Origin of the sequence: Aminobacter sp. DSM 101952 (genome assembly GCF_001424795.1) — a bacterium.
Taxonomy (GTDB): Bacteria; Pseudomonadota; Alphaproteobacteria; order Rhizobiales; family Rhizobiaceae; genus Aminobacter; species Aminobacter aganoensis.
This window is the reverse complement of sequence record NZ_LMCL01000012.1, coordinates 13,993-36,177: the sequence shown is the minus strand read 5'-3', so window position 1 is coordinate 36,177 and position 22,185 is coordinate 13,993. Positions and strand designations below refer to the sequence as shown.

21 protein-coding genes are annotated in these 22,185 nt (G+C 64.8%); 11 read left to right on the top strand and 10 right to left on the bottom strand.

Translation table 11 applies throughout. From position 1 onward, the window contains the following. Positions 1 to 2: 2 nt before the first annotated feature. Together ASC75_RS10210 and ASC75_RS10205 are read left to right on the top strand one after the other, a co-directional pair. A complete protein-coding gene (locus tag ASC75_RS10210) occupies positions 3 to 2,258 on the top strand; it encodes an iron ABC transporter permease (protein ID WP_055974087.1) in 2,256 nt (751 codons plus the stop codon). 229 nt (positions 2,259 to 2,487) lie between these two features. After that, a complete protein-coding gene (locus ASC75_RS10205) occupies positions 2,488 to 3,564 on the top strand; it encodes an ABC transporter ATP-binding protein (protein WP_055974084.1) in 1,077 nt (358 codons plus the stop codon). Between the two features lie 327 nt (positions 3,565 to 3,891). Here ASC75_RS10205 and ASC75_RS10200 read toward each other — a convergent pair whose 3' ends face one another. From ASC75_RS10200 to ASC75_RS10190, 3 genes are all read right to left on the bottom strand, one after another. Beyond that, positions 3,892 to 4,329: a YqaA family protein gene (locus ASC75_RS10200; RefSeq protein ID WP_055974081.1), complete on the bottom strand. Its 438-nt coding sequence runs from the start codon at positions 4,327 to 4,329 to the stop codon at positions 3,892 to 3,894. Positions 4,330 to 4,351: 22 nt separating this feature from the next. Further along, positions 4,352 to 4,747: a Cu(I)-responsive transcriptional regulator gene (gene cueR / locus ASC75_RS10195; protein ID WP_055974078.1), complete on the bottom strand. Its 396-nt coding sequence runs from the start codon at positions 4,745 to 4,747 to the stop codon at positions 4,352 to 4,354. Between the two features lie 117 nt (positions 4,748 to 4,864). Further along, positions 4,865 to 6,379 carry a multicopper oxidase domain-containing protein gene (locus ASC75_RS10190; protein WP_055974074.1) on the bottom strand — a complete coding sequence of 505 codons (1,515 nt, stop codon included), beginning with the start codon at positions 6,377 to 6,379 and terminating at the stop codon, positions 4,865 to 4,867. A gap of 216 nt (positions 6,380 to 6,595) precedes the next feature. On the opposite strand from ASC75_RS10190, the gene ASC75_RS25945 reads away from it, so the two are divergent. After that, positions 6,596 to 6,880 carry a hypothetical protein gene (locus ASC75_RS25945; RefSeq protein WP_156381189.1) on the top strand — a complete coding sequence of 95 codons (285 nt, stop codon included), beginning with the start codon at positions 6,596 to 6,598 and terminating at the stop codon, positions 6,878 to 6,880. A gap of 52 nt (positions 6,881 to 6,932) precedes the next feature. Here ASC75_RS25945 and ASC75_RS10180 read toward each other — a convergent pair whose 3' ends face one another. From ASC75_RS10180 to ASC75_RS10170, 3 genes are all read right to left on the bottom strand, one after another. After that, complete coding sequence (locus tag ASC75_RS10180) at positions 6,933 to 7,946, bottom strand: 2Fe-2S iron-sulfur cluster-binding protein (RefSeq protein WP_156381188.1); 1,014 nt, start codon at positions 7,944 to 7,946, stop codon at positions 6,933 to 6,935. A 2-nt stretch (positions 7,947 to 7,948) separates the two neighbouring features. Continuing rightward, positions 7,949 to 8,212, bottom strand: a complete 264-nt coding sequence (locus ASC75_RS10175) for a glutaredoxin (RefSeq protein ID WP_055974066.1) — start codon at positions 8,210 to 8,212, stop codon at positions 7,949 to 7,951. A gap of 131 nt (positions 8,213 to 8,343) precedes the next feature. Next, the gene (locus ASC75_RS10170; RefSeq protein WP_055974063.1) at positions 8,344 to 10,860 is read right to left on the bottom strand and encodes a heavy metal translocating P-type ATPase; all 2,517 of its coding nucleotides are present in this window, start codon (positions 10,858 to 10,860) and stop codon (positions 8,344 to 8,346) included. 272 nt (positions 10,861 to 11,132) lie between these two features. On the opposite strand from ASC75_RS10170, the gene ASC75_RS10165 reads away from it, so the two are divergent. The 7 genes from ASC75_RS10165 to ASC75_RS10135 all read left to right on the top strand — a co-directional run bounded on the left by ASC75_RS10165 (position 11,133) and on the right by ASC75_RS10135 (position 16,670). Then, positions 11,133 to 11,330: a heavy-metal-associated domain-containing protein gene (locus tag ASC75_RS10165; protein WP_055975343.1), complete on the top strand. Its 198-nt coding sequence runs from the start codon at positions 11,133 to 11,135 to the stop codon at positions 11,328 to 11,330. Between the two features lie 244 nt (positions 11,331 to 11,574). Next, entirely contained in the window at positions 11,575 to 12,420 is an 846-nt protein-coding gene (locus ASC75_RS10160) for a cytochrome c oxidase subunit II (protein WP_055974055.1), read from the top strand. A 69-nt stretch (positions 12,421 to 12,489) separates the two neighbouring features. After that, the gene (ctaD, locus tag ASC75_RS10155; protein ID WP_055974053.1) at positions 12,490 to 14,262 is read left to right on the top strand and encodes a cytochrome c oxidase subunit I; all 1,773 of its coding nucleotides are present in this window, start codon (positions 12,490 to 12,492) and stop codon (positions 14,260 to 14,262) included. After that, positions 14,259 to 14,963, top strand: coding sequence for a cytochrome c oxidase subunit 3 (locus ASC75_RS10150; RefSeq protein ID WP_055974044.1), 705 nt, complete (start codon positions 14,259 to 14,261; stop codon positions 14,961 to 14,963). The genes ctaD and ASC75_RS10150 overlap by 4 nt, the downstream gene beginning before the upstream one ends. Before the next feature lie 11 nt (positions 14,964 to 14,974). Beyond that, positions 14,975 to 15,697, top strand: a complete 723-nt coding sequence (locus tag ASC75_RS10145) for a heme-copper oxidase subunit III family protein (RefSeq protein WP_055974041.1) — start codon at positions 14,975 to 14,977, stop codon at positions 15,695 to 15,697. Between the two features lie 9 nt (positions 15,698 to 15,706). Next, positions 15,707 to 16,090: a cytochrome C oxidase subunit IV family protein gene (locus tag ASC75_RS10140; RefSeq protein ID WP_055974038.1), complete on the top strand. Its 384-nt coding sequence runs from the start codon at positions 15,707 to 15,709 to the stop codon at positions 16,088 to 16,090. Between the two features lie 109 nt (positions 16,091 to 16,199). After that, complete coding sequence (locus ASC75_RS10135; RefSeq protein ID WP_055974035.1) at positions 16,200 to 16,670, top strand: aminoacyl-tRNA deacylase; 471 nt, start codon at positions 16,200 to 16,202, stop codon at positions 16,668 to 16,670. A 95-nt stretch (positions 16,671 to 16,765) separates the two neighbouring features. On the opposite strand, the gene ASC75_RS10130 is transcribed toward ASC75_RS10135, so the two are convergent. After that, the gene (locus ASC75_RS10130; protein WP_055975340.1) at positions 16,766 to 17,590 is read right to left on the bottom strand and encodes a DUF2189 domain-containing protein; all 825 of its coding nucleotides are present in this window, start codon (positions 17,588 to 17,590) and stop codon (positions 16,766 to 16,768) included. Positions 17,591 to 17,853: 263 nt separating this feature from the next. Between ASC75_RS10130 and ASC75_RS10125 the strand changes: the two genes are divergently transcribed. Beyond that, the gene (locus ASC75_RS10125) at positions 17,854 to 18,249 is read left to right on the top strand and encodes a cytochrome c family protein (protein WP_055974032.1); all 396 of its coding nucleotides are present in this window, start codon (positions 17,854 to 17,856) and stop codon (positions 18,247 to 18,249) included. 382 nt (positions 18,250 to 18,631) lie between these two features. Here ASC75_RS10125 and ASC75_RS10120 read toward each other — a convergent pair whose 3' ends face one another. From ASC75_RS10120 to ASC75_RS10110, 3 genes are read right to left on the bottom strand one after another with little or no spacing between them, the layout of a single operon-like run. After that, complete coding sequence (locus ASC75_RS10120) at positions 18,632 to 19,237, bottom strand: histidine phosphatase family protein (protein WP_055974028.1); 606 nt, start codon at positions 19,235 to 19,237, stop codon at positions 18,632 to 18,634. Next, complete coding sequence (locus tag ASC75_RS10115) at positions 19,237 to 20,334, bottom strand: ABC transporter ATP-binding protein (RefSeq protein WP_055974025.1); 1,098 nt, start codon at positions 20,332 to 20,334, stop codon at positions 19,237 to 19,239. Before ASC75_RS10115 ends, ASC75_RS10120 begins: the two co-directional genes overlap by 1 nt. Further along, the gene (locus ASC75_RS10110; RefSeq protein ID WP_055974022.1) at positions 20,331 to 22,076 is read right to left on the bottom strand and encodes an iron ABC transporter permease; all 1,746 of its coding nucleotides are present in this window, start codon (positions 22,074 to 22,076) and stop codon (positions 20,331 to 20,333) included. Before ASC75_RS10110 ends, ASC75_RS10115 begins: the two co-directional genes overlap by 4 nt. Positions 22,077 to 22,185 lie beyond the last annotated feature (109 nt).

Below are 22,185 nucleotides of genomic sequence, written 5' to 3'. Positions count from 1 at the left end.
AGATGCGTTCCCGCGACTTTAGCGGCGGCCTGCACCCGACCGTCATCCTTTGGATGGCGGTCGGAATGCTCGGCTTTGCCGTGCTCCCCTGGTATGGCGTCGAAGACGGGTTCTTCGGCTTGTCCTGGCTGTTCGAGGGTTATCCCCTCGACAGCAAACTCGCGCCGGCTTTGGTGCTCAATCTCAAGGGCGAGAAGCTGTGGCTGGCGCCGCTCGGCCTGCTGCTGGCTGCGCCGCTGTTGCTATGGGGGCGGCAAAAATCCGATCCGCTGTTCGGCAAGCTGCTGGTCGCGATAGGTGCTGCGGGCTTCGCCTGGCTGTTGTTCCAGGGTTTTGCCATCGGCTTGCGCGGCTGGCAGTTCGGCTGGCTGCAAAGCCTGTTCGGCGAACTGGGCGACCGCCAGTTCGGAATGGGCTATGGCGCGCTGCTGGTCGGTCTCGCCTTCCTGTTCCTGTTTTCCATCGGCCTTGCCGCGCGCGGGGCGGTTGGGGGCGATGTCTTCGTGGTCTCGACCATCGCCTTCGTGGTGGCGTCGGTCGGCCTGTTCATCTTCATGCCGATCCTGCAGATGCTGGCCAATGCGCTGATCACCGAGGACGGCAGCTATTCGTTGACGACGTTCCTCGGCAAGCTGTCCAGCCCGCGGCTGTGGAGCCTCGATTGCATTGCCGGCGGCAGCCGCTGCGGCGTCGCCTGGAACTCGCTGTTCCTCGCAGTCCTCGTCGGCGTGCTGACCACCGTGCTCGGCCTCGTCTTCGCGCTGATGGTGACCCGCACCGGCTTCAGGCATGGCAAGCTGCTGAGGGCGCTGACGGTGCTGCCGATCATCACGCCGCCCTTCGTCATCGGCCTCGCCATCATCCTGCTGTTCGGCCTGTCGGGTGCCGTGACACAGACGTTTTCGGAGCTGTTCGGTATCCAGCCGACGCGCTGGATCTACGGCCTGCCCGGGCTGCTGATCGCCCAGTTGCTGGCGTTTACGCCGATCGCCTTCCTGGTGTTGATCGGTGTCGTCGAGGGTGTCAGCCCGTCGATGGAGGAGGCGGCGCAGACCCTGCGCGCCAACCGCTGGCAGACCTTCTGGACGGTGTCGTTGCCCTTGATGCGGCCTGGCCTCGCCAACGCCTTCCTGCTCGGCTTCATCGAAAGCATGGCCGATTTCGGCAATCCGCTGGTGCTCGGCGGCAATTTCGACGTGCTGTCGACGGAGATATTCTTCGCCATCGTCGGTGCGCAGAATGACGAGGCGCAAGCGGCGGTGCTGGCCATCGTGCTGCTGGCCTTCACGTTGCTGGCCTTCTATGCTCAGCGCTTCTGGCTCGGCAAGAAATCCTACACGACGATGTCGGGCAAGGGCGACGCCGGCATGCATCCGGAGCTGCCCACCGGCCTGAAGCGCGGCGTCTATGGCGTCGCCGGCTTCTGGGTCGCCTTCACCATCTTCGTCTATGCGACCATCTTCTACGGCAGCTTCGTCAAGCTCTGGGGCGTCGACCACAGCCTGACCTTCGCGCACTATGTGAAGGCTTTCGCGGTGGGCTGGAACGAGTTCGGCATCCACTGGAAGGGTTCGGCCTGGAGCTCGTTCTGGACGACGCTGCAGATCGCGCTGATCTCGTCGCCGCTGACGGCTGCCATCGGCCTGCTCACCGCATATCTCCTGGTGCGGCAGAGCTTTGCCGGCAAGAACGCCTTCGAGTTCGGCACGATGCTGTCGTTCGCCATTCCCGGCACCGTGATCGGCGTGAGTTATGTCATTGCCTTCAACGTGCCGCCGATCGAGCTGACCGGCACCGGCATCATCCTGGTGCTGTCCTTCATCTTCCGCAACATGCCGGTGGGGGTGCGGGCCGGCGTGGCGTCGATGTCGCAGATCGACAAGAGCCTCGACGAGTCGTCGCTGACGCTTGGCGCCAATTCCTGGCAGACTTTTCGCAAGGTGGTGCTGCCGCTGCTGAGGCCGGCGATCGTCGCCGCGCTGGTCTATTCCTTCGTGCGCGCCATGACGGCGATCAGCGCCATCATCTTCCTGGTCAGCGCCCGTTACGACATGTCGACGAGCTACATCGTCGGCCGTGTCGAGAACAACGAATACGGTATCGCGATCGCCTATTCGGCGGTGCTGATCGGCGTGATGCTGGCGGTGGTCGGTCTGATGCAACTCTTGGTCGGGCGGCGCAACATCGGCCGGCGCGGCCACGAGCTGTCGCAGTCGCGCACCAATGTGAGCCAACCGGCATTTTCAGGAGGTGGCTGATGAGCCAACTCTTGGTACCATTCGCGGACTTGATACCCCCACCCCTGACCCCTCCCCACAAGGTGGAGGGGAATTTCTGCGCCTTCGCCCCGACACCAACAGTTTGCCTTGCACGCCGATTGGGAGCGAGAACCACGGCAGCGCGCCGGCAGTCCCCCTCCCTCTTGTGGGGAGGGGTTAGGGGTGGGGGTACAGCTCGCTACCCGCAAACAACCCCGAGGAGGCGCTGATGGCCGAGATCAAGAGCAACGCCGCTTCGGTGGAGTTTCGCAAGGTCACCAAGGTCTACGGCAAGAGCCCGGTGCCGGCGGTCAACAACGTGTCGCTGTTCGTCGAAGCGGGCAAGCTGGTGACGCTGCTCGGGCCATCCGGCTGCGGCAAGACGACGACGCTGCGCATGATCGCAGGCCTCGAGATGGCAACGCGCGGGCAGATCCTGATCGGCGGCGCCGACGTCACGCATCTGCCGGCGACCGACCGCGACGTGTCGATGGTGTTCCAGTCCTACGCGCTGTTCCCGCACATGACGGTCAACGAGAATGTCGAGTACGGTCTGAAGTTCTCCGGCTTCGCCAAGAAGGAGATCGGCGACCGGGCCCGCGCCGGGCTGGAGCTGGTGGGGCTTTCCGGCTATGGCGGCCGCTTGCCTAGCGAGCTGTCCGGCGGCCAGCAGCAGCGTGTCGCCGTTGCACGGGCACTGGTTCTGGAGCCGCAGGTGCTTTTGTTCGATGAGCCGCTGTCCAATCTCGACGCCAAGCTCAGGCGCCGGGTGCGCGAGGAAATCCGCGACATCCAGACCAAGCTCGGGCTGACCGTGGTCTATGTCACTCACGACCAGGAAGAGGCGCTGGCCGTCTCCGACCGCATCATCGTGATGAACAATGCCGTCATCGCCCAGGATGGCACGCCGCGCGAACTCTACGATGCGCCGGCGGACGCCTTCGTCGCCGACTTCATCGGCGAGGCCAACATCTTCGACTGTGAGATCGCGTCGGTTGCCGACGGCCTGGCCAATGTGCGGCTGGGCGGGCTGGAGACGAAACTCGACGCGCGCGGCATGGCGCCGGGGCCGGCCAAGCTCGCCGTGCGGCCGAGCCGCATCGAGATCAAGCCGGCAGGCAGTGCGCGCACGATTCCGGGCCGGCTCGACAAGGTCACCTATGTCGGCTCCGACCTGGAGTTCATGGTCGGGACCGAATTCGGCGAGGTGTTTGCCGTGTCGTCGGATGTCGATGCGCCGTTCGTGCCGGGACAGGACGTCGGGATTGGATTTGCCGCGCGCGGGCCGGTGCTGATCAGGGCTTGAGCGACAGGCTCAACTGACCCTCGTCCACTGCCGCCTCAAAGTCGGGGTGTTGCTGAGTTGAGGCTGCCAGGTCGTGCGTCCTTCGACAAGCTCAGGATGAGGAGCGCTGGTGCCGACGGATTTCGCATTGCGAGCCCGGTTTTCATGTCGCGAAAAAACCGGTAGCGGTTGCGCCCACGGTCCTCATCCTGAGCTTGTCGAAGGACGCACGGCCTAGCGGCCATCGAGTGTGCGGAGCCATGTGCTGCATCGGCCTTGGCTCTATCCATGCCGTGACAAAGTCACTGCCGATCCGGCCCAAGTCGGTCGACCAGTCGACGAATTTGGCTAGATGAAACTCTGCGCCGCCGCTGCCACTGCGAGGTAGCGCACGAGCTTGGCTATGCCAACCAACCCGAGAAAGCTCCATAGCGGCTCTTTCAGCGTGCCGGCGATCAGCGTCAGCGGGTCGCCGATGACGGGCACCCAGGAAAGCAGCAGCGACCAGCGGCCATAGCGGCGATACCAATTTTCGGCGCGGGTGAGCGCGGCGGGGCTGGCCGGGAACCAGCGGCGGTGCTTGAAGCGCTCGACCTGGCGGCCGAGCAGCCAGTTGATCCATGAGCCCAGCACATTGCCAAGCGTCGCGACGCCGATCAGCACGGCAAGCGAATAACCGCCATTGATGACCAGCCCGGCGAGCACGGCTTCGGACTGCGCCGGCAACAAGGTCGCGGCCGCGAAAGCCGCGACGAAGAGGCCGCCATAGGCGGCGAGGTTGGTCATGCCAGGGCCCGCGGCCTGCCGCTTACTGGGTCGCCTTGCCGGACAATCCGTCGATGATCGGGCAGTCTGGCCGGTCGTCGCCGTGGCAATTGTGCACGAGGTGGCGCAGCGTGTTGCGCAGCTCGGTCAACTCGGCCAGCTTGCGGTCGATCTCGACCAGCTTGATTTCGGCGATGGCCTTGACGTCGGCGCTCTCGCGTTCCTTGTCGCCATAGAGCGACAGCAGCTGGCGGCACTCCTCGACTGAAAAGCCGAGGCTGCGCGAGCGCTGCAGGAAGCGCAGGCGGTGCACGTCCGACATCGAATAGTCGCGATAGCCGTTGCCGGCGCGATCGGGGCGCAGCAGGCCGATGTCTTCGTAGTAGCGGATGGTCTTGGCCGGCAGGCCCGACTTCTCCGAAGCGGTACCAATGTTCATGGTCACTCCTCGATCAACTTGGGTCTCATATAAGGCTTCCAGTAACTGGAAACTCAAGGGGCTGGCGAAATCGTGATGCAGGCCGGCGCCATTGGTGCGCCGGCCTGCTGTTTCAGGTCAGTTGTCGTAGGCCATCGAGGTCATCATGCCGCCGGCCATGTGGTAGAGGTGGTGGCAGTGCAGCGCCCATTTGCCGGCATTGTCGGCGTCGAAGGCGATGGTCACCATGCCCATGTTGGCGGGGACCAGAACCGTGTCGCGCATGGCGCCGGCGAAGCGCTTGCCGTTGACCGCGACGACCTGGAACAGGTGGCCGTGCAGGTGCATCGGGTGCGACATGGTGGTGTGGTTCATGAAGGTGAGCTCGAAGCGGTCGCCGCTCTTGACCGCCAGCGGCTTGTCGGAGCCGTGCATGGCGCCGTCGAGTGTCCAGACATAGTTCTGCCCTTCGCCCAGCATCATGGTGTGCTGGCGCGTGGCGGTCTTTTCGGCCAGCGGACTGGCGGCGCGCAGCTTTTGCTCGAGCTCGACGCCGACAGCCGGGAAGTCCTCGTCGGCCACATCAGTGAGCTTGCCGACCGATGCGCCCTTGGCAGCGAGTACGACACCGGTGCGCATGCGGCCTCCTTCCTGGACGGCGAAGACCGGCCAGGCCGAGGCTTCCTTCGGCAGCTCGAGAACGATGTCGAGGCGCTGGGCCACGGCGAACTCGAAGCGCGAGCCCTCGATAGGCTCGACCGGCATGCCGTCCACGGCGACCAGCTTGCCCTGGAGCTTGCCGAGGTCGAGCCACATGTTGGTCGAGGCGGCACCATTGATGAGGCGCAGGCGGACGCGACCGCCGGGCTCGACGGCGAACACCTCGGGGTCGTCGAGGGTGCGGTCGTTGGCAAGCAGGGCGTCGTATTGCACGTCCTGTAGATGGGACATGCCACCCGGCTGGCCGTCCATCTGCGTGCCGCCCATGTTCATCGAGCCGCCGCTGCCCATAGACATGCCGGACATCCCCGACATGTCATGGCCTTCATGCCCGGCTGCCGCCGGGGTGGGGGCCTGCATGGCGCCCATGTCGTGGCCGCCGGCCTTGAGTTCGGCGAGGATTTCCCGCGGGTCGCGGAAGGTGAAGTCGTGGAACAGCACCACCACTTCCTGCATGTCCTGGCCGGCCTCCGCGGGGTCGCGCACGATCAGCGGAGCGGCGAGCATCAACTGCTCCTGCAGGCCGAAATGCGAATGCATCCAGAAGGTGCCGGGACGGGCGACAGGGAAGTCGTAGTCGTGGCTGCCGCCGTCGGGGATAGGTTCCTGCGAGATGCCGGCGACGCCGTCCTGCTGCCATGGCGGGGTGAGGCCGTGCCAGTGGATGACGGTCGGCTCGCCGATCAGGTTCTTCAGCGTGACGCGGAAGTTGTCGCCGGCATTCATGACGAGGCCGGAAGAGCCGTCGGCCTGGGTCAAGCCGAACACGTTGGCGGCCTTGCCCTTGACCTCGATGACGCGCTTGCCGGCCGTGATGACCTTGTGGGCATCGGCGCGGGCCTGGCGCACTGGCATCAGCAGCGACGGGATGGCGGCAGCCGAAAGCGTAGCCGCCGAGGCCGCGAGGAAGCCGCGGCGTGAAAGGGTATTCATTGCGATAATCTCCAAAACTGGTTGTCTCCCGGCCGTGGGCCGGGGTCGTGCGCATCGATGCGCGTCAGTTCAGGAGAAGGATGGCGGTCGCAGGTGAGGCGATGCCGTGGCCCCGTGCATGGGCTCGGTTACCGCGGGAGGCGGCGACTTGATCGTTGCGCCCGGGAATGCCGCAGGCACGGGGAGCGGCGTGCAATAGCTGCACGACGCCAGGCATTGGGCAAGGCAGGCATTGCCATCTTCGTCCTGCGAGTGATCGCCGCAGCAGGCTTCATCGGCCGCTTCGGCGTGATGCGACATGGTCTTCATGGCATGCGGCTGGTGCTGGCTGGCAGCCGGGTGGGCGGAGGCCGCCTGCCCGAGCGCGAGCAAGAACAGAAGCAGCAGCGGCAACATCAGTCGCAGGGCTCTCAGCGCCATGGAGCGGCCATCGGCGACAACGGCAACGCGCACGCCAGCCTGTCCGCGCTGGGTCGCGCGGTGGGGCTGGGTCGTGGCTGAAATGTGCCGCATCGAATGCATGCCTTATCAATGGGTACTGGACCCGCCGTGGTCAAGCGGCGTTGTTGTCGCTTCCCTCGGGCGTGAAGAAAACATCGGCGTGAATGTCCGCCGCCAAAACTCCACGGGCGCCGAGAACGGCCATGGCCGCGTCAACCATGGCCGGAGGGCCGGCGACATAGGCCTTGGCGCCGGTGAGGTTGCCATGATCTGCGGCGAGGGCATCGGAGACGAAGCCGCTGCGCCAGCCATCGGAAGCGGTCTGCGACAGCACCGGCACGAAGGCCAGGTTGGCGAATCTCCGTTCCAGCGCGCGGAAGTGTTCGACCAGATAGAGGTCGCGTTCGGCGCGGGCACCGAAATAGACATGGATCGGCTGGTCCATGCCGGCATGGAGCGCCGTCTCGACGATCGACTTGATCGGCGCAAGGCCGCTGCCGCCGGCAAGCGCCACGATCGGGCCGGCATGCGCCTCGCGCAGATAGGCGGAACCCGCAGGGCCCTCGATGCGGACCGTGTCGCCTGGCGCCAGCGACTCGTGAATCAGGCCGCTGGCGCGGCCGCCGGGTACTGCCCTGACGTGAAGCTCGACAATTTCCTCGTCGGGCCGGTTCGCCATCGAATAGCTGCGCGGCGGTGCACCCGGCACCGACAACGACAGATATTGCCCGGCGGCGAAGCGGAAGCTCTCGCGCTCGGTGAGTTCGAGCCGGATTGCCAGGATGTCGTGCGTCATGCGGTCGATGGCGATGACCTGTGCATCCTGTGCAGCAGGCTGCCCGGCAGCGAAAGCCTCGTCGAGCCATTCGACGACGACGTCATCGATCGGGATGGAGCGGCAGGCGAGGATGAGCCCGTCGGCGCGCTCCTGTTCGCTAAGCGCAAATGGCGAGTGCTTGCCGAGCTCGACGTGGCCGGAAACGAGGCGCGACTTGCAGGCGCCACAGCGGCCGGAGCGGCAGCTGTGCGGATAGCTGATGCCGGCCGCCTGCGCTGCCTGGAGGATCGTCTGGGCATCGCCGACCGCAATGCGGCGACCGGGCTGTGGCAGGGTAATGTAGGTCATGGTCATGCTGCCCGGGTCAGGTCCAGAAGCGCTTCGATCTCGGGGCGCTGGGTGGCGAAGGTGCCAAAGAAGACGTGCTTGTTGTCGATGATCGTGATGGGGGCGACGCGCACGCCGGTGCGGCGCTTGGCTTCGTCGGCGATGGCAGGATCGCGCAAGTCGCGCTCGACAAAAGGCAGGCTCTGCGCATTCAGCCAGCGCTTCAGCGCCAGGCAATCCGGGCAAGTGGGCGTGGTGAAGATTTCGATCCAGGGAGCGTTGGGCATGGCGGCCTCGCGTGATGAGGAGATTTGATTTGGGGCGGAGCGGCCTGCCTTCTTTGTTGGAGCATGATCTTGCCCGAAAACCGGGTCCCACTTTTCGGGATCATGCTCTGCGAGGCAGGCCGTAGGTGGAGTTACTCGGCCGGGACCAGCGATGGGGCGCCCGACGGGGCCGCAGCACGGGCCGGGGCCTTGAAGCGCTTCAGCCGCATCGCATTGCCGAGCACGAAGACGCTCGACATCGCCATCGCACCCGCCGCCAGCATCGGCGACAGCAGCGTGCCGCTGACCGGGTAGAGCACGCCCGCCGCGACCGGAATGAGGGCGGCGTTGTAGGCGAAGGCCCAGAACAGGTTCTGCCTGATGTTGGCGATGGTCGCCTTGGACAGCGCAATCGCGTTGGTGACGCCAAGCAGGTCGCCGGACATCAGCACCACGTCGGCGCTTTCGATGGCAACGTCGGTGCCGGTGCCGATGGCAATGCCGACCTCGGCCTCGGCGAGCGCCGGGGCGTCGTTGATGCCGTCGCCGACGAAGGCTACGGCCCTGCCACCGGCGCGGAGGCGCTTGATGGCATCGACCTTGCCGTCGGGCAGCACTTCGGCGACGACCTCGTCGATGCCGAGCTGGGCGGCGATGGCCTCGGCCGTGCGGCGGTTGTCGCCGGTGATCATCGCCACCTTCAGGCCCATGTCGTGCAGGGCGCGAATGGCCTGCGGCGTCGTCGCCTTGATCGGGTCGGAGACCGCGATGGCTGCTGCGAGCTTGCCGTCGATCGCCGCATAGAGCGGGGTCTTGGCCTTCAGGCCCATGCGGATCGCAGTTTCGGCAAACGCCTGCACCGAGATGCCGAGCTTGGTCATGTAGCGGTCGGCGCCGATGGCGATGCGGTGCGCACCGACGTTGGCGCTGACGCCGAAGCCGGGTTCTGCTTCGAAGGCCGCGATCTCGGCCAGGGCAACGCCTTCTTCCTTGGCAGCGGCGACGATTGCGGCGGCAACCGGATGCTCGGACTGGGCCTCGACGGAAGCGACGAGCGCCAGCACCTTGGCACGGTCAAAACCTGTGGCAACTTCCAGGTCGGTCATGACAGGCTTGCCGGCGGTCAGCGTACCCGTCTTGTCGAGCGCCACGACTTGCGTCGACTTCAGTGACTGCAACGCTTCGCCGTTGCGGAACAGGACGCCCATCTCGGCGGCGCGGCCCGTGCCTACCATGATCGAGGTCGGCGTCGCCAAACCCATGGCACACGGGCAGGCGATGATGAGCACGGCAACCGCGTTGACCAGCGCGAAGGTCGCGGCGGGCTCGGGGCCGAAGACCAGCCAGACGAGGAAGGTCAGTGCGGCAGCGACCATGACGGCAGGCACGAACCAGGACGTGACCTTGTCGACCATCGCCTGGATCGGCAGCTTCGAGCCTTGCGCTGTCTCGACCATGCGGATGATCTGGGCCAGCAGCGTGTCGGCGCCGACCTTGGTGGCACGGTAAGTGAAGCTGCCGGTCTTGTTGATCGTGCCGCCGACGACTTCCGCGCCCTCGCCCTTGCTGACGGGGATCGGCTCGCCGGAGATCATGGATTCGTCGACGAAGGACGAGCCGGACAGAACCATGCCGTCGACCGGAACCTTGTCGCCGGGGCGCACCTGGACGACGTCACCGGCGGTGACTTCCTCGAGCGGAATGTCGACGAACTCGCCATTGCGCTCGACCCGTGCCGACTTGGCCTGCAGGCCCATCAGCCGCTTGATCGCTTCCGACGTGCGGCCCTTGGCCTTGGCTTCGAGCACGCGGCCGAGCAGGATCAGCGTGATGATGACGGCCGACGCCTCGAAATAGACGTTGACCGTGCCTGCCGGCAGTACGCCGGGCGCAAAGGTGGCGACGACCGAATAGGCCCAGGCGGCGGTGGAACCGAGCACCACCAGCGAGTTCATGTCGGGCGCGAGGCGCAGCAGGGCCGGGACACCCTTGCTGTAGAAGCGCAGGCCGGGGCCGAACTGGACGATGGTCGCCAGCACGAAGTAGGCAAGGTACAGGCTTTGCTGGCTAATGTTGGCCAGCAGCCAGTGGTGCATCGCCGGGAAGGCGTGCGAGCCCATTTCCAGCACGAAGATCGGCAGGGTCAGGATTGCGGCGATGCCGAAGTCGCGCTTGAGGTTGGAGAATTCGCGGTTGCGGGCGTCCTCGCGGCTGTCGCCCTCGACGCCCGCGGTGTCGCTGCGGCGCGGCTCGTAGCCTGCCTTGCGGATGGCGGCATCGATGGCAGCGCGGGTGGTGCCGGCCAGGGTCTCGACGGTGGCGCGTTCGGTAGCGAGATTGACCGAAGCGCTCTTCACGCCGGGGACGGCTGCGATGGCCTTTTCGACGCGGCCGACGCAGGAGGCGCAGGTCATGCCCTCGATCTCGACCTCGATCTTTTCGACCGGCACGTCATAGCCGGCGTTGCGGATGGCGGCGATCACGCCGTCGGAATTGATCTCGCCGCCGAAGCTCACATCGGCGCTCTCGGTGGCAAGATTGACGGCAGCGGTGGTGACACCCGGGACTGCCGCGATGGCCTTCTCGACGCGGCCGACGCAGGAAGCGCAGGTCATACCCTCGATCGGGAAACTTTGCCGTGTGGTTGTCAGGTTCAAGGGAGCGTTCATGGGTACCGGACCTCTATTTCATCACTTTCGGCCCAGAGGTCTAAGGGTTCCAGCGTTGGGAAGGTCAACAGGATTTTTCCGGAATTTTCCAGTTTCAGCCAACTCGCTGAAAATATTATGTTTTCATACGGGCGTCAGTCCATTGCCGGGTTTTGAGGCGTGATCCAGGTCCGGTAACAAAGCCGTGATCGAAAAGCCAATTGACCTTACAGTGGCTGGAAACACCACATTGCGGTTACGGCGCTGTGCCGGCCCGAAACAAGGTTCTTGAAATGCTGAAGATGAATGTTCCCGACATGACCTGTGGCCATTGCGCCGGCATGGTCACCAAGGCTGTGCAGAGCGTGGATGCGGCCGCGCGCATCGAGATCGACCTGAAGTCGCAGACGGTCTCGATCGAGACTTCGGCCGATGCCGCCAAGGTGGCGCAGGCGCTCGACACTGCCGGCTATCCAGCCCAGGCTGTCTGACAGGCGACCGAACATCAGGGCGGTGCGGCGGGGAAATCCAGCCGCACCGCCTTTTGTATTTCGTCCGGCCGGCAACAACATAACGCCGGTCGCGCAACAGTTTTCGCGACGCGGTCAAGGCGGTTGCAACATGACGCGACCTTGCCTGGACCGGCTCCCCTAGTATTTCGACGACAAATCAAGCTATGATGCGGCCGGCCTTCCTCAGGGGACAGCGTCCCCCGGAATGCCGGGAGGACAGAGGATGGCCATAGCGCTCGTACTCGTTCTTGTTGTCATCGGCTCGGTGCTGTTCCATGTGCTGAGCCCCTGGTGGTGGACGCCGATAGCCTCCAACTGGGGCTACATCGACAGCACTCTCGTCGTCACTTTCTGGATCACCGGCGCCGTCTTCTCGGCGGTCGTGCTGTTTATGGCCTATTGCGTCTACCGCTTCCGCCACAAGGAAGGGCAGAAGGCCGCCTACGAGCCTGAAAGCAGGAAGCTCGAATCCTGGCTGACCCTGATCACGGCGGTCGGCGTGGCGGCGATGCTGGCTCCCGGCCTCTATGTCTGGAAGCAGTTCGTCACCGTGCCGAAGGATGCGACCGAGGTCGAGGTCGTCGCCCAGCAGTGGCAGTGGAGTTTCCGCCTGCCCGGCGCCGACGGCAAGCTCGGCACGTCGAATGCCCGGTTGATCAATTCCGACAACCCGCTCGGCATCAATCCCGAGGATCCGAACGGCCAGGACGATGTCGTGGTCGAGGCGGCCGACCTGCACCTGCCGATCGACAAGCCGGTCAAGATGCTGCTGCGCTCGATCGACGTGCTGCATGATTTCTACGTGCCCGAGTTCCGCGCCAAGATGGACATGGTACCGGGCATGGTCACCTATTTCTGGTTCACGCCGACGCGGACCGGCACGTTCGAAGTGCTGTGCGCCGAGCTCTGCGGAACAGGGCACGGCTTCATGCGCGGCATCGTCATGGTCGACACCGCGCAGGACTACACGACGTGGCTGCAGCAGCAGTCGACATTCGCCCAACTGACCGGGCCCGCCAAGGTGGGCGCGCTGGTCGAGAAGGCGAAGGCTGCGGCGAAACTGGAATAGGAGACACGGCGCGACCGCTTGAAGGCGGCCTCACCGCGACAGGCAGAGGCAAGAGCAACAGGTGCACGCATGGTCGATGTCACGCCCCACGGAGCAGACCTGATCCCGCCGGCCGAAGTGGGCGAGATGGATCTCTACCATCCGCACAGCTGGTGGACGAAATACGTCTTCTCGCAAGATGCCAAGGTCATCGCCATCCAGTATTCCGGAACCGCGATGGCCATCGGACTGGTGGCGCTGGTGCTGTCCTGGTTGATGCGGCTGCAACTCGGCTTTCCCGGCACCTTCGATTTCATCACGCCCGAGGCCTACTACCAATTCATGACCATGCACGGCATGATCATGGTGATCTACCTGCTCACGGCTCTCTTTCTCGGCGGCTTCGGCAATTACCTGATCCCGCTGATGGTCGGCGCGCGCGACATGGTGTTCCCCTATGTCAACATGCTGAGCTACTGGATCTACCTGCTCGCGGTGCTGGTCCTGGTGTCGAGCTTCTTTGCGCCGGGCGGGCCGACGGGAGCGGGATGGACGCTCTATCCGCCGCAGGCGATCACCTCGGGCACGCCGGGCGGTCAGGACTGGGGCATCATCCTGATGCTGGTGTCGCTGATCCTGTTCATCATCGGCTTCACCATGGGCGGGCTCAACTACGTGGTAACCGTGCTGCAGGCGCGCACGCGCGGCATGACGCTGATGCGGATGCCGTTGACCGTGTGGGGCATCTTCACGGCGACCGTCATGGCGCTGCTCGCCTTCCCGGCGCTGTTCGTCGCCTGCGTGATGATGCTGTTCGACCGCATCATCGGCTCGAGCTTCTTCATGCCGGCCATCGTCGAGATGGGCGAGCAGTCGCCGCACAATGGTGGCAGCCCGATCATGTTCCAGCACCTGTTCTGGTTCTTCGGCCACCCCGAGGTCTACATCGTGGCGCTGCCCGCCTTCGGTATCGTCTCCGACCTGATCAGCACGCATGCGCGCAAGAACATCTTCGGCTACCGCATGATGGTGTGGGCGATCGTCGGCATCGGCGCGCTCAGCTTCGTCGTCTGGGCGCACCACATGTACGTGTCGGGCATGCACCCGTATTTCGGCTTCTTCTTCGCCACGACGACGCTGATCATCGCGGTGCCGACCGCGATCAAGGTCTACAACTGGGTGCTGACGCTGTGGCGCGGCGACATCCACCTGACCTTGCCGATGCTGTTTGCGCTCGCCTTCATCGTTACCTTCGTCAATGGCGGGCTGACCGGCCTGTTCCTCGGCAACGTGGTGGTCGACGTGCCGCTGTCGGACACGATGTTCGTGGTGGCGCATTTCCACATGGTGATGGGCGTGGCACCGATCATGGTCGTCTTCGGCGCGATCTATCACTGGTATCCCAAGATTACCGGCCGGATGCTCAACGAGGCGATGGGCCGCTTCCACTTCTGGGTCACGTTCGTCGGCGCCTATCTGATCTTCTTCCCGATGCACTATGTCGGGCTGGTCGGCGTTCCCAGGCGCTATCCCGAACTCGGCGATACGGCGTTCATCCCACCGTCGGTGCATACGCTGAACGAATTCATCACCATCGCCGCGCTGACCGTCGGTTTTGCCCAGATGGTGTTCCTGTTCAACCTGTTCTGGAGCCTGCGCAACGGCAAGGACGCCGGCGACAATCCATGGCGGGCGACTTCGCTCGAATGGCAGACGGCGGGGACGCCGCCGCCGCACGGCAATTTCGGCAAGGAACTGCCGGTCGTCTATCGCTGGGCCTACGACTACAGCGTGCCGGGCGCGCCCGAGGACTTCATTCCGCAGAACGACCCGCGTCCGATGACGCAAGGCGGGCCGGCATGAGCGTCATCCTGGTCTTCCTCGCGCTGATCACGGCCATTGCGGGCTGGTGGCTGTCGCGCCAGCGGCTGATGTCCAAGCCGTGGCTCGAAGCGGGGCCGGTCACTGCCTTCCCCGAGACCGAAGCGCCGATCGTGCATCCGGCCAAGCTCGGGCTCGGGGTGTTTCTCGCCGTGGTCGGCGCGCTGTTCGCGTTGATGATCAGCGCCTATTTCATGCGCATGGTCTATGCCGACTGGCAGCCGGCGCCAGTGCCCGGGCTGTTGTGGCTCAACACCGCGATGCTGGTGCTGGCCAGCGTGGCACTGCAATGCGCGGTCGTGGCCGCGCACAAGGGGCAGGTCGACAATCTGCGGCTTGCGCTGCTGGCCGGCGCGCTGACCTCGACGGTCTTCCTCGGTGGCCAGCTGCTGGCTTGGCGGGATCTGGCGGCACAAGGCTATTTCGCGACCGAGAACCCGGCGGTCAGCTTCTTCTATCTGATTACCGCGATGCACGGGCTGCACATCATCGGCGGCATGGTGGCGCTCGGCCGGACCAACGTCAGGGCATGGCGCGGCGAACGCTCGGCGCGGCTCGTGCTCTCGACGGAGCTGTGCGCCATGTATTGGCACATGCTGCTCGTCGTCTGGCTGGTGCTGTTTGCCGTGCTGATGGGCTGGGCGGCCGACTTCATCGACATCTGCCGCCGGCTGTTGAGCTGAGGAGAACAGGGATGGCCGAGACCACGCTGGGACATGCCGACCACACCGCGCCACGGCCGCCGGGCCTGCGCGGCTTCGTTGCCGATTGGTCGTCGGACCAGAGGGCGTTCAAGGGCGTCTCCTGGGGCAAGGCGATGATGTGGATCTTCCTGCTCAGCGACACCTTCATCTTCGGCTGCTTCCTGCTGTCCTACATGACCGCGCGCATGTCGACCGTCGTTCCGTGGCCGAACCTGAGCGAGGTCTTCGCGCTGCATCTGTTCGGCCAGGACATCCCGCTGATCCTGATCGCGATCATGACCTTCGTGCTGATCTCTTCCTCGGGCACGATGGCGATGGCGGTCAATTTCGGCTACCGTCGCGACCGCCGCAAGACGGCGATCCTGATGCTGTTGACGGCGGCGCTTGGCGCGACCTTCGTCGGCATGCAAGCCTTCGAATGGACCAAGCTGATCACCGAGGGCGTGCGGCCGTGGGAGAACCCATGGGGCGCGGCGCAATTCGGCTCGACCTTCTTCATGATCACCGGCTTCCACGGCACCCATGTGACGATAGGCGTGATCTTTCTTCTGATCGTCGCGCGCAAGGTCTGGCGGGGCGACTACGAGACCGGCGCGCGCGGGTTCTTCACCAGCCGGCGGGGCCAGTATGAGAGCGTCGAGATCATGGGGCTCTACTGGCACTTCGTCGATCTGGTTTGGGTGTTCATCTTCGCGTTCTTCTATCTTTGGTGAGGTGAAGCGATGGCACAGGTAGAAGCGCGGGATCATGGCCTCCACGGGCACGCCGCACCGGCTCAGGCGGGCGCGCATGCGCAAGGGCAGCAGCACCCGATCAAGCTTTATCTCGTGGTCTGGGGCTGGCTATTCATCCTCAGCGCCTGTTCCTATGCCGTCGACTATTTCGCCCTTCAGGGCATGCTCAGATGGAGCCTGATCCTGATCTTCATGATGCTGAAGGCTGGGCTCATCGTTGCCGTGTTCATGCACATGGCCTGGGAGCGGCTGGCGCTTGCTTATGCGATCATCGTGCCGCCGCTGGTGATCCTGGTGTTCGTGGCGATCATGGTCGTGGAGTCCCGCTACACCGAAATCACGCGCGTGCTGTCGTTCGGCACCGGACAGTAGGCACGGCCGCTCCAGGCGGCCGGCGCGTTCTTCGTTGACAGGAAAAAGGATGGGAGGAGAATGTGGGTTCTCGTTCTTCGAGGATCCCCCCAACAGAAGGACGCCCAAGATGACGATCGCAAGGAAACTTCAAGACTACATAGCCGGCAAGGGTATCCCCTTCGATACCGTTGCCCATCACCGGACCTCGACCAGCAGCCAGACGGCGCAGGCGGCACACATTCCGGGCAGGCGGCTTGCCAAGCCGGTGCTGTTGCACCACGAAATGGGCTACGCGCTGGCCGTGGTTCCGAGCAGCCACAGGGTCGAGCTCAACACGCTGCAGGACGTGCTTGGCAAGCGACTGGGCCTCGCCTCGGAAGACGAGCTCGGGCAATTGTTCAGCGACTGCGACATCGGTGCCGTGCCCCCGGTGGGCGCCGCCTATGACGTACCCGTCATTCTCGACGAAAGCTTCGGCGCGGAAGGCGACGTCTATTTCGAAGGCGGCGACCACAAGACGCTGGTGCATGTCAGCGGCGGCGATTTCCGCAACCTGCTGCAGGGCGCGCAAGTGGCGCGTTTCAGCCACCCGGCCTGACGGGGCCCGGAAACTTCAACGCCCGCCCCTCATCAGGGCGGGCGAAGTTTTTCGAGACAGAACCGGCGGCAGGGCCGCCACCGGCGAAGTGCGGGTCAGGCGCGATTGCCCGTCGATGCCGGTGCTGCCTCGATCACCTTGCGGTAGAGGTGCCAGGTCGAATGGCCGAGCACGGGCAGCACAATTGCCAGTCCGACGAGCAGGGGCAGCGTGCCGATCACCAGTCCGACCGCGACGATCAGGCCCCAGAGCAGCATCGGCATCGGGTTGGCCATGATCGCGCGTGCCGAGGTCTCGACGGCGGCGTAGGCGCCGATGTCACGATCGAGCAGCAGCGGGAAGGCGATGACCGTCGTGCTCAACGCGACGAGTGCGAACAGGAAGCCGATGACGTTGCCGAGGATGATCAGCGTCCAGCCTCGCTGGGTGGTCAGCACGTCGTTGGCGAGACCGAAGAAGGTCGCCGGAGCGCTGTCGCCGTATAGCCACGAGAACAAGGCCTGCGCGGTGAACAGCCAGACGATGAACAGCGCCATCAGCATGACGCCGAGCACGGCAATGGCCGGCATGGCGGGCGAGTTCCTGACTTCGAGCGCATGCCACCAGGAGGTGTCCATGTTCTGCTCGCGCCGACGGCTGATCTCGTAGAGGCCGATCGCGGCGAATGGTCCAAGCAGCGCGAAGCCCGTCATCAGCGGGTAGATCAGCTGCAGTGCGTTGCCGCCGGAGGTCCATGTAATGAGGAACACGCCGACGACCGGATAGATCAGGCATAAAAAGACGTAGTGTGAAGGTTTGTCCCAAAAGTCTTCAAATCCTCGGCGAAGCGCGTCAAATACATCCGAAACCCCTATCCGACGTATGGCGGGATGTTCGACGTTGCTGCCGGTTCCTGCTGCGTAAACGTGGAAGTTTGCCATGAACCATTCCTCCGAGATCGGGCCCGGTTCGGTCGCGGCTTCGCGGTGCTGCCGTCCAGCGTGACTGGTCACGCGAACCGCGACCTGCACCGTGGACGATGATAGCAATCATCGCGGCCCTTGTCGCCCCTGCCGCACGGCCTCCTATTTCGGCGGTGCTGGCTCCAGAAGCTGCAACGCAATGGAGCATGGCGCGTTACCACAGCCGGGGATAGTATCGCTGGCGTCGACGTGGAGCGCCGACCCTGACTTAGGAGATAGCCATGAGACTGACGGCATGGGGCGCATTCGCCCTTCTTGCAGCTTCGGTTCTAGCCAACAATCCGGTCCATGCGGCAGGCGACGCGGCCGCCGGCAAGAAGGTGTTCAGCAAGTGCATGGCCTGCCATGACCTGGCGGTCGACAAGAACAAGATAGGCCCGTCCCTGCACGGCGTGGTCGGCCGCACGGCGGGAACGCTCCCCAGCTTCGAGGCCAAATATTCCGATGCCATGAAGCAGGCTGGTGCCGGCGGCCTCGTCTGGGACGAGACCAACATCGCCGCCTACATGAAGGCGCCGAAGGAAAAGGTGCCCGGCAACAAGATGGCCTTTCCCGGTCTCAAGGACGATGCCGACATCGCCAATGTGATCGCCTATATCGAGGAAGCCTCGAAATAAACTGCCAGCGTGGTTGCGTGTGGGCATCAGGTGGCCCGTCGCTGCGCGGCGACCGCGCGGACCATGCCTAATTTTTGGGCGGCATACTCCAAACGGGGGATGCTGCAGAATTTGGAATCGTGTTGGTAGTTTGGGTGCTCTAACAACGCATGACATATGCAGAAACAAGATATTGCCGTTGGCGCACAGCCATTTCTACCTAAGTCTGTATTGCAGACCTGCGTTTTAAATAATCTAGCTATTACAGCCTCTGTGAGGGGGGAAACTGCGGCTTCTTGGGGGACCCTCGGAAGCCGCGACATTTTCCTTTAGCCGCGAGCTTCCTTCATCTCCGAATTGTCCAGACTCAGCCATACGTCAGCTGCTGGCGACCGGCGCGACCTCAGTCCGGCGCATCGAAATCCGGCGTGACGGCTGCGATGTTGTAGGCCTCGAGCCGCGCTGCCGGCGCATCGGCGGTATCGAAGCTCAGGATCGTCGCGGTACCCGGCGTCACCGGAACCACGCGCGAGGGCGGAAGCCCCAGGAAGGCGTGGCAGGCGGCTCGGATGACGCCGCCATGGACGATGGCAAGCGTGTCGCCGCTGCATGTTCTGAGACAATCACGCAGGCCCTCGACGATGCGGGCGCAGAAATCCGCCCATGGCTCGCCCCTGTCGGGCGTGAAGGTGCCGGCGCGCCAGGCGAGATATTCATGTGGACGCTCGGCCTCTAGCTCGTGCTTGATGCGGCCGGTCCAGTTGCCCATGTCGATCTCGCGCAGCCGCGGATCGAGCGGCGCATCGCCATAGCCGAGCAGGCTGGCCGTCTCGCGGGTTCGGCCAAGATCGGAGACCACGACATGGTCGGGCTCCATGGCCTTCGCGAAATCGATGAAACGCTGGACCTGCCTGATGCCACGTGGCGACAGCGGCGCGTTGTCGTGGCCCTGGAGCCTGTGTTCGGCATTCCAGGTGGTCTCGCCATGGCGCACCATTATCAATCTCATCAGTCGATCCTTTCACCAGTCATTGCAAAAACCGCGCTCGGCTCACCCAGGAAGCTGAGGCGTATCGTGTCGCCGCTTGCGGCGCGGAAGTAGCCGTCGGCCATGGCGGTAAGCCGCTTGCCGCCGGAAAAGGCCGTCACCATGGTGCGTCCTGCGATCGGCGCCGCCTCCTCGAAGCGTGCCGTGATTGCCGGCCGTCCCGGCACGTCGCCGACCGCCAGGCCGTGGGCGGGATAGAGAAGCTGCACGCCCTCCTGCGCTTCGGCCCGCCTGGCGTCGGCCAGACGCAGCCCTTCATAGACGAGGCCGTCGCCGCTTCGTGTCACCTCGATCAGATTGGCAGGCGGCGTGCCGAGGAAGGTGGCAACGAATGTGGTGCGCGGGTTTTCGAGCAGGTCGAGCGGCGCGCCGAACTGCTCGACCCGTCCGTTGTTCAGCACCGCGACATGGCTCGCCATGGTCATCGCCTCGACCTGGTCGTGGGTAACGTAGACAGAGGTCGCGCCGGTGGCCCGGTGGATGCGCATCAGTTCGCTGCGCATCTCGATGCGCAGCTTGGCGTCGAGGTTGGAGAGCGGCTCGTCGAACAACAGGATGCTCGGCTTGGGGCCGATGGTGCGGGCGATTGCCACGCGCTGTTGCTGGCCACCGGATATCTCCGCGGGGTAGCGCTCCTTCAGGGCCGAGATGCCGAGAAGGCCGAGCACCTCGTCGACGCGGGCGGCGCGATCGGCCTTGCTCCATTTCGCGACCTTGAGCGGCCATTCGATGTTGCCGGCGACCGTCATGTGCGGCCACAGCGCGTAGCTCTGGAAGACCAGGCCGGCATCGCGGGCACCGGCGTCGGCGACTAGGCCGCGCGTGCCGTCGGAGACGGTGCGGCCCATGAAGACGAACTCGCCTTCGCTGGGCGTCTCCAGCCCGGCCAGCATGCGCAGCAAAGTGGACTTGCCGCAGCCGGACGGGCCGACCAGCACCAGGAACGATCCCTGCGGCACCGAAATGTCGACATTGTCGACGGCGGTGAAGCCGCCGAAACGCTTGGTGACGCCGCGGATCGCGATCGCCGGGACGGACGTGCCGTTTTGCGTGTTCATGCGGATTTCCACTTCTGGACGCGGTTCTGGAGGCGATGCGCCAGAAGCGTGGCGACGACGCAGAGGACGAGGATCACCATGGTGATGGCGTTGGCGAACTGCATGAAGCCTTCGGCGGCGTAGCGGTAGGCGAGCATGCTGAGGACCGGCGAGGTCGAGGTGAACAGAAGCACCACCAGCGACAGGTCGCGGACGATCTTGACGAAGACCAGCAGCGCACCGGCAAGCAGGCCGCGGATGGCGAGCGGCATGATGATGGCGCCCATGCGACGGAAGAAGCCGGCGCCGGTCAGCCGGGCGCTTTCCTCGATGTCGGCTGAGATCTGGCCGAGCACCGAGCGGCCCGACTGCACCGCGTAGGGCAGCAGATGTGCCGAGGCGGCCAGCACCAGAAGCAGGAAGGTGCCGTAGAGCGAGGGCAGCGGGCCGATGGGCGCGCCGAACAGCGCGATGTATGCCGCTGCGAAGGCGATGCTCGGGATGAGGATAGGGGTGAACGACACCTGGCCGAGGACGGTGGCCAGCACCGAACCCTTGTTGCGGGCGATGGTGTGGGCCAGCGCCAGGCCGAGCGCCATCGTGGTGAATGCCACGGTGACGGCGAGCTTCAGCGTCATCCACAGGGCTTCGATCAAGACAGGGTTGCGGAAGATACCGGCCTGGCCCTGCGCCATGTCGGTACCGCCTTCGCCGATCCAGAAATGTGTCGTCCAGTTGGAGAACAGCGAGCCGTTCTGCAGCGCGAAACTCGATGCGGTGAGGATCACCGCCGGCAGGAAGGTGGTCAGCGCGCACATCAGTACGGCGACCGTAAACAGTGGCCAGCGCCATTTGCCGAGTGGAAAGCGCTTGGTGCGGCCGCCCTTGCCGGTGACGGTGACGTAGCTCTTGCGGCCGGCGACGAGGCGCTCGCCGAGCCACAGGAAGGATGCGGAGACGATGATCAGCAGCAGCGCGATGACGAAGCCGCGTTCGGTCTGGCCGGTCTCGATCATGCCGAACAGTCGCGTCGACAGCGTTTGCATCCTGACCGGCAGGCCGAGCAGGGCAGGGGCGGCGAAGTTGGAGACCGCACCGGCGAAGGTGAGTGAGGCCGCCGCAATCAGCGCGGGCGTGACGACAGGCAGGATGATACCGAAGAAGATCCGCGACCGCTTGGCGCCGGCCACCTGTGCCGCCTCGACGAGGTCGGCGCCGACAGAGCTGAGGGCCGCCGAAATGACGGTGAAGGCCAGCGAATAGTAGTGCGCGATCAGCACGATCAGGGTCGGCAGCAGGCCCCAGGCGAGCCAGTCGGGCACGATGTAGCCGTTGGCTTCGAAGAAGCCGACCGAGCCGCCAAGCCGGCTGTTGCGGAACAGGGCGCCCCAGGCGAGGGCAGCGGCAAAGCTCGGGATCATGAAGGGCAGCGTGGCGAGCAGGCCAAGGGTCTTCGGCGCCGGCACGTCGGTCAGCACAACCAGCCAGGCGAGGAAGCCGCCCATCAGGATGCAGCCGGCTGCGACGCCGATGCCGAGCAGGATGGTGTTCCAGAGCGGACGCCACCACAGGTTCTCGGACATCTTGCTGGCAAGCACGGCCTGCCAGGCATCAAGGCCCTCGACCGTCAGCGTCGACAGGACGATCTTGACCAGCGGCGCGATGACCAGGATGCCGACGACCAGGATGAGGATGATGGGTACGAGCGTTTCGGAGCGCAAAAAGCCTCTCCGGGACAACACGGATGTTGCAGCGGCGGACATGACAATCTTTCTCGCGGAATTGAAGCGCGGGGCAGCCGGGCCGCGGCGACGCGGTCGGAAAGGCAAGGGGAACGGACCGGCGCCTCCCCCAAGGCGCCGGTCCGGCCGC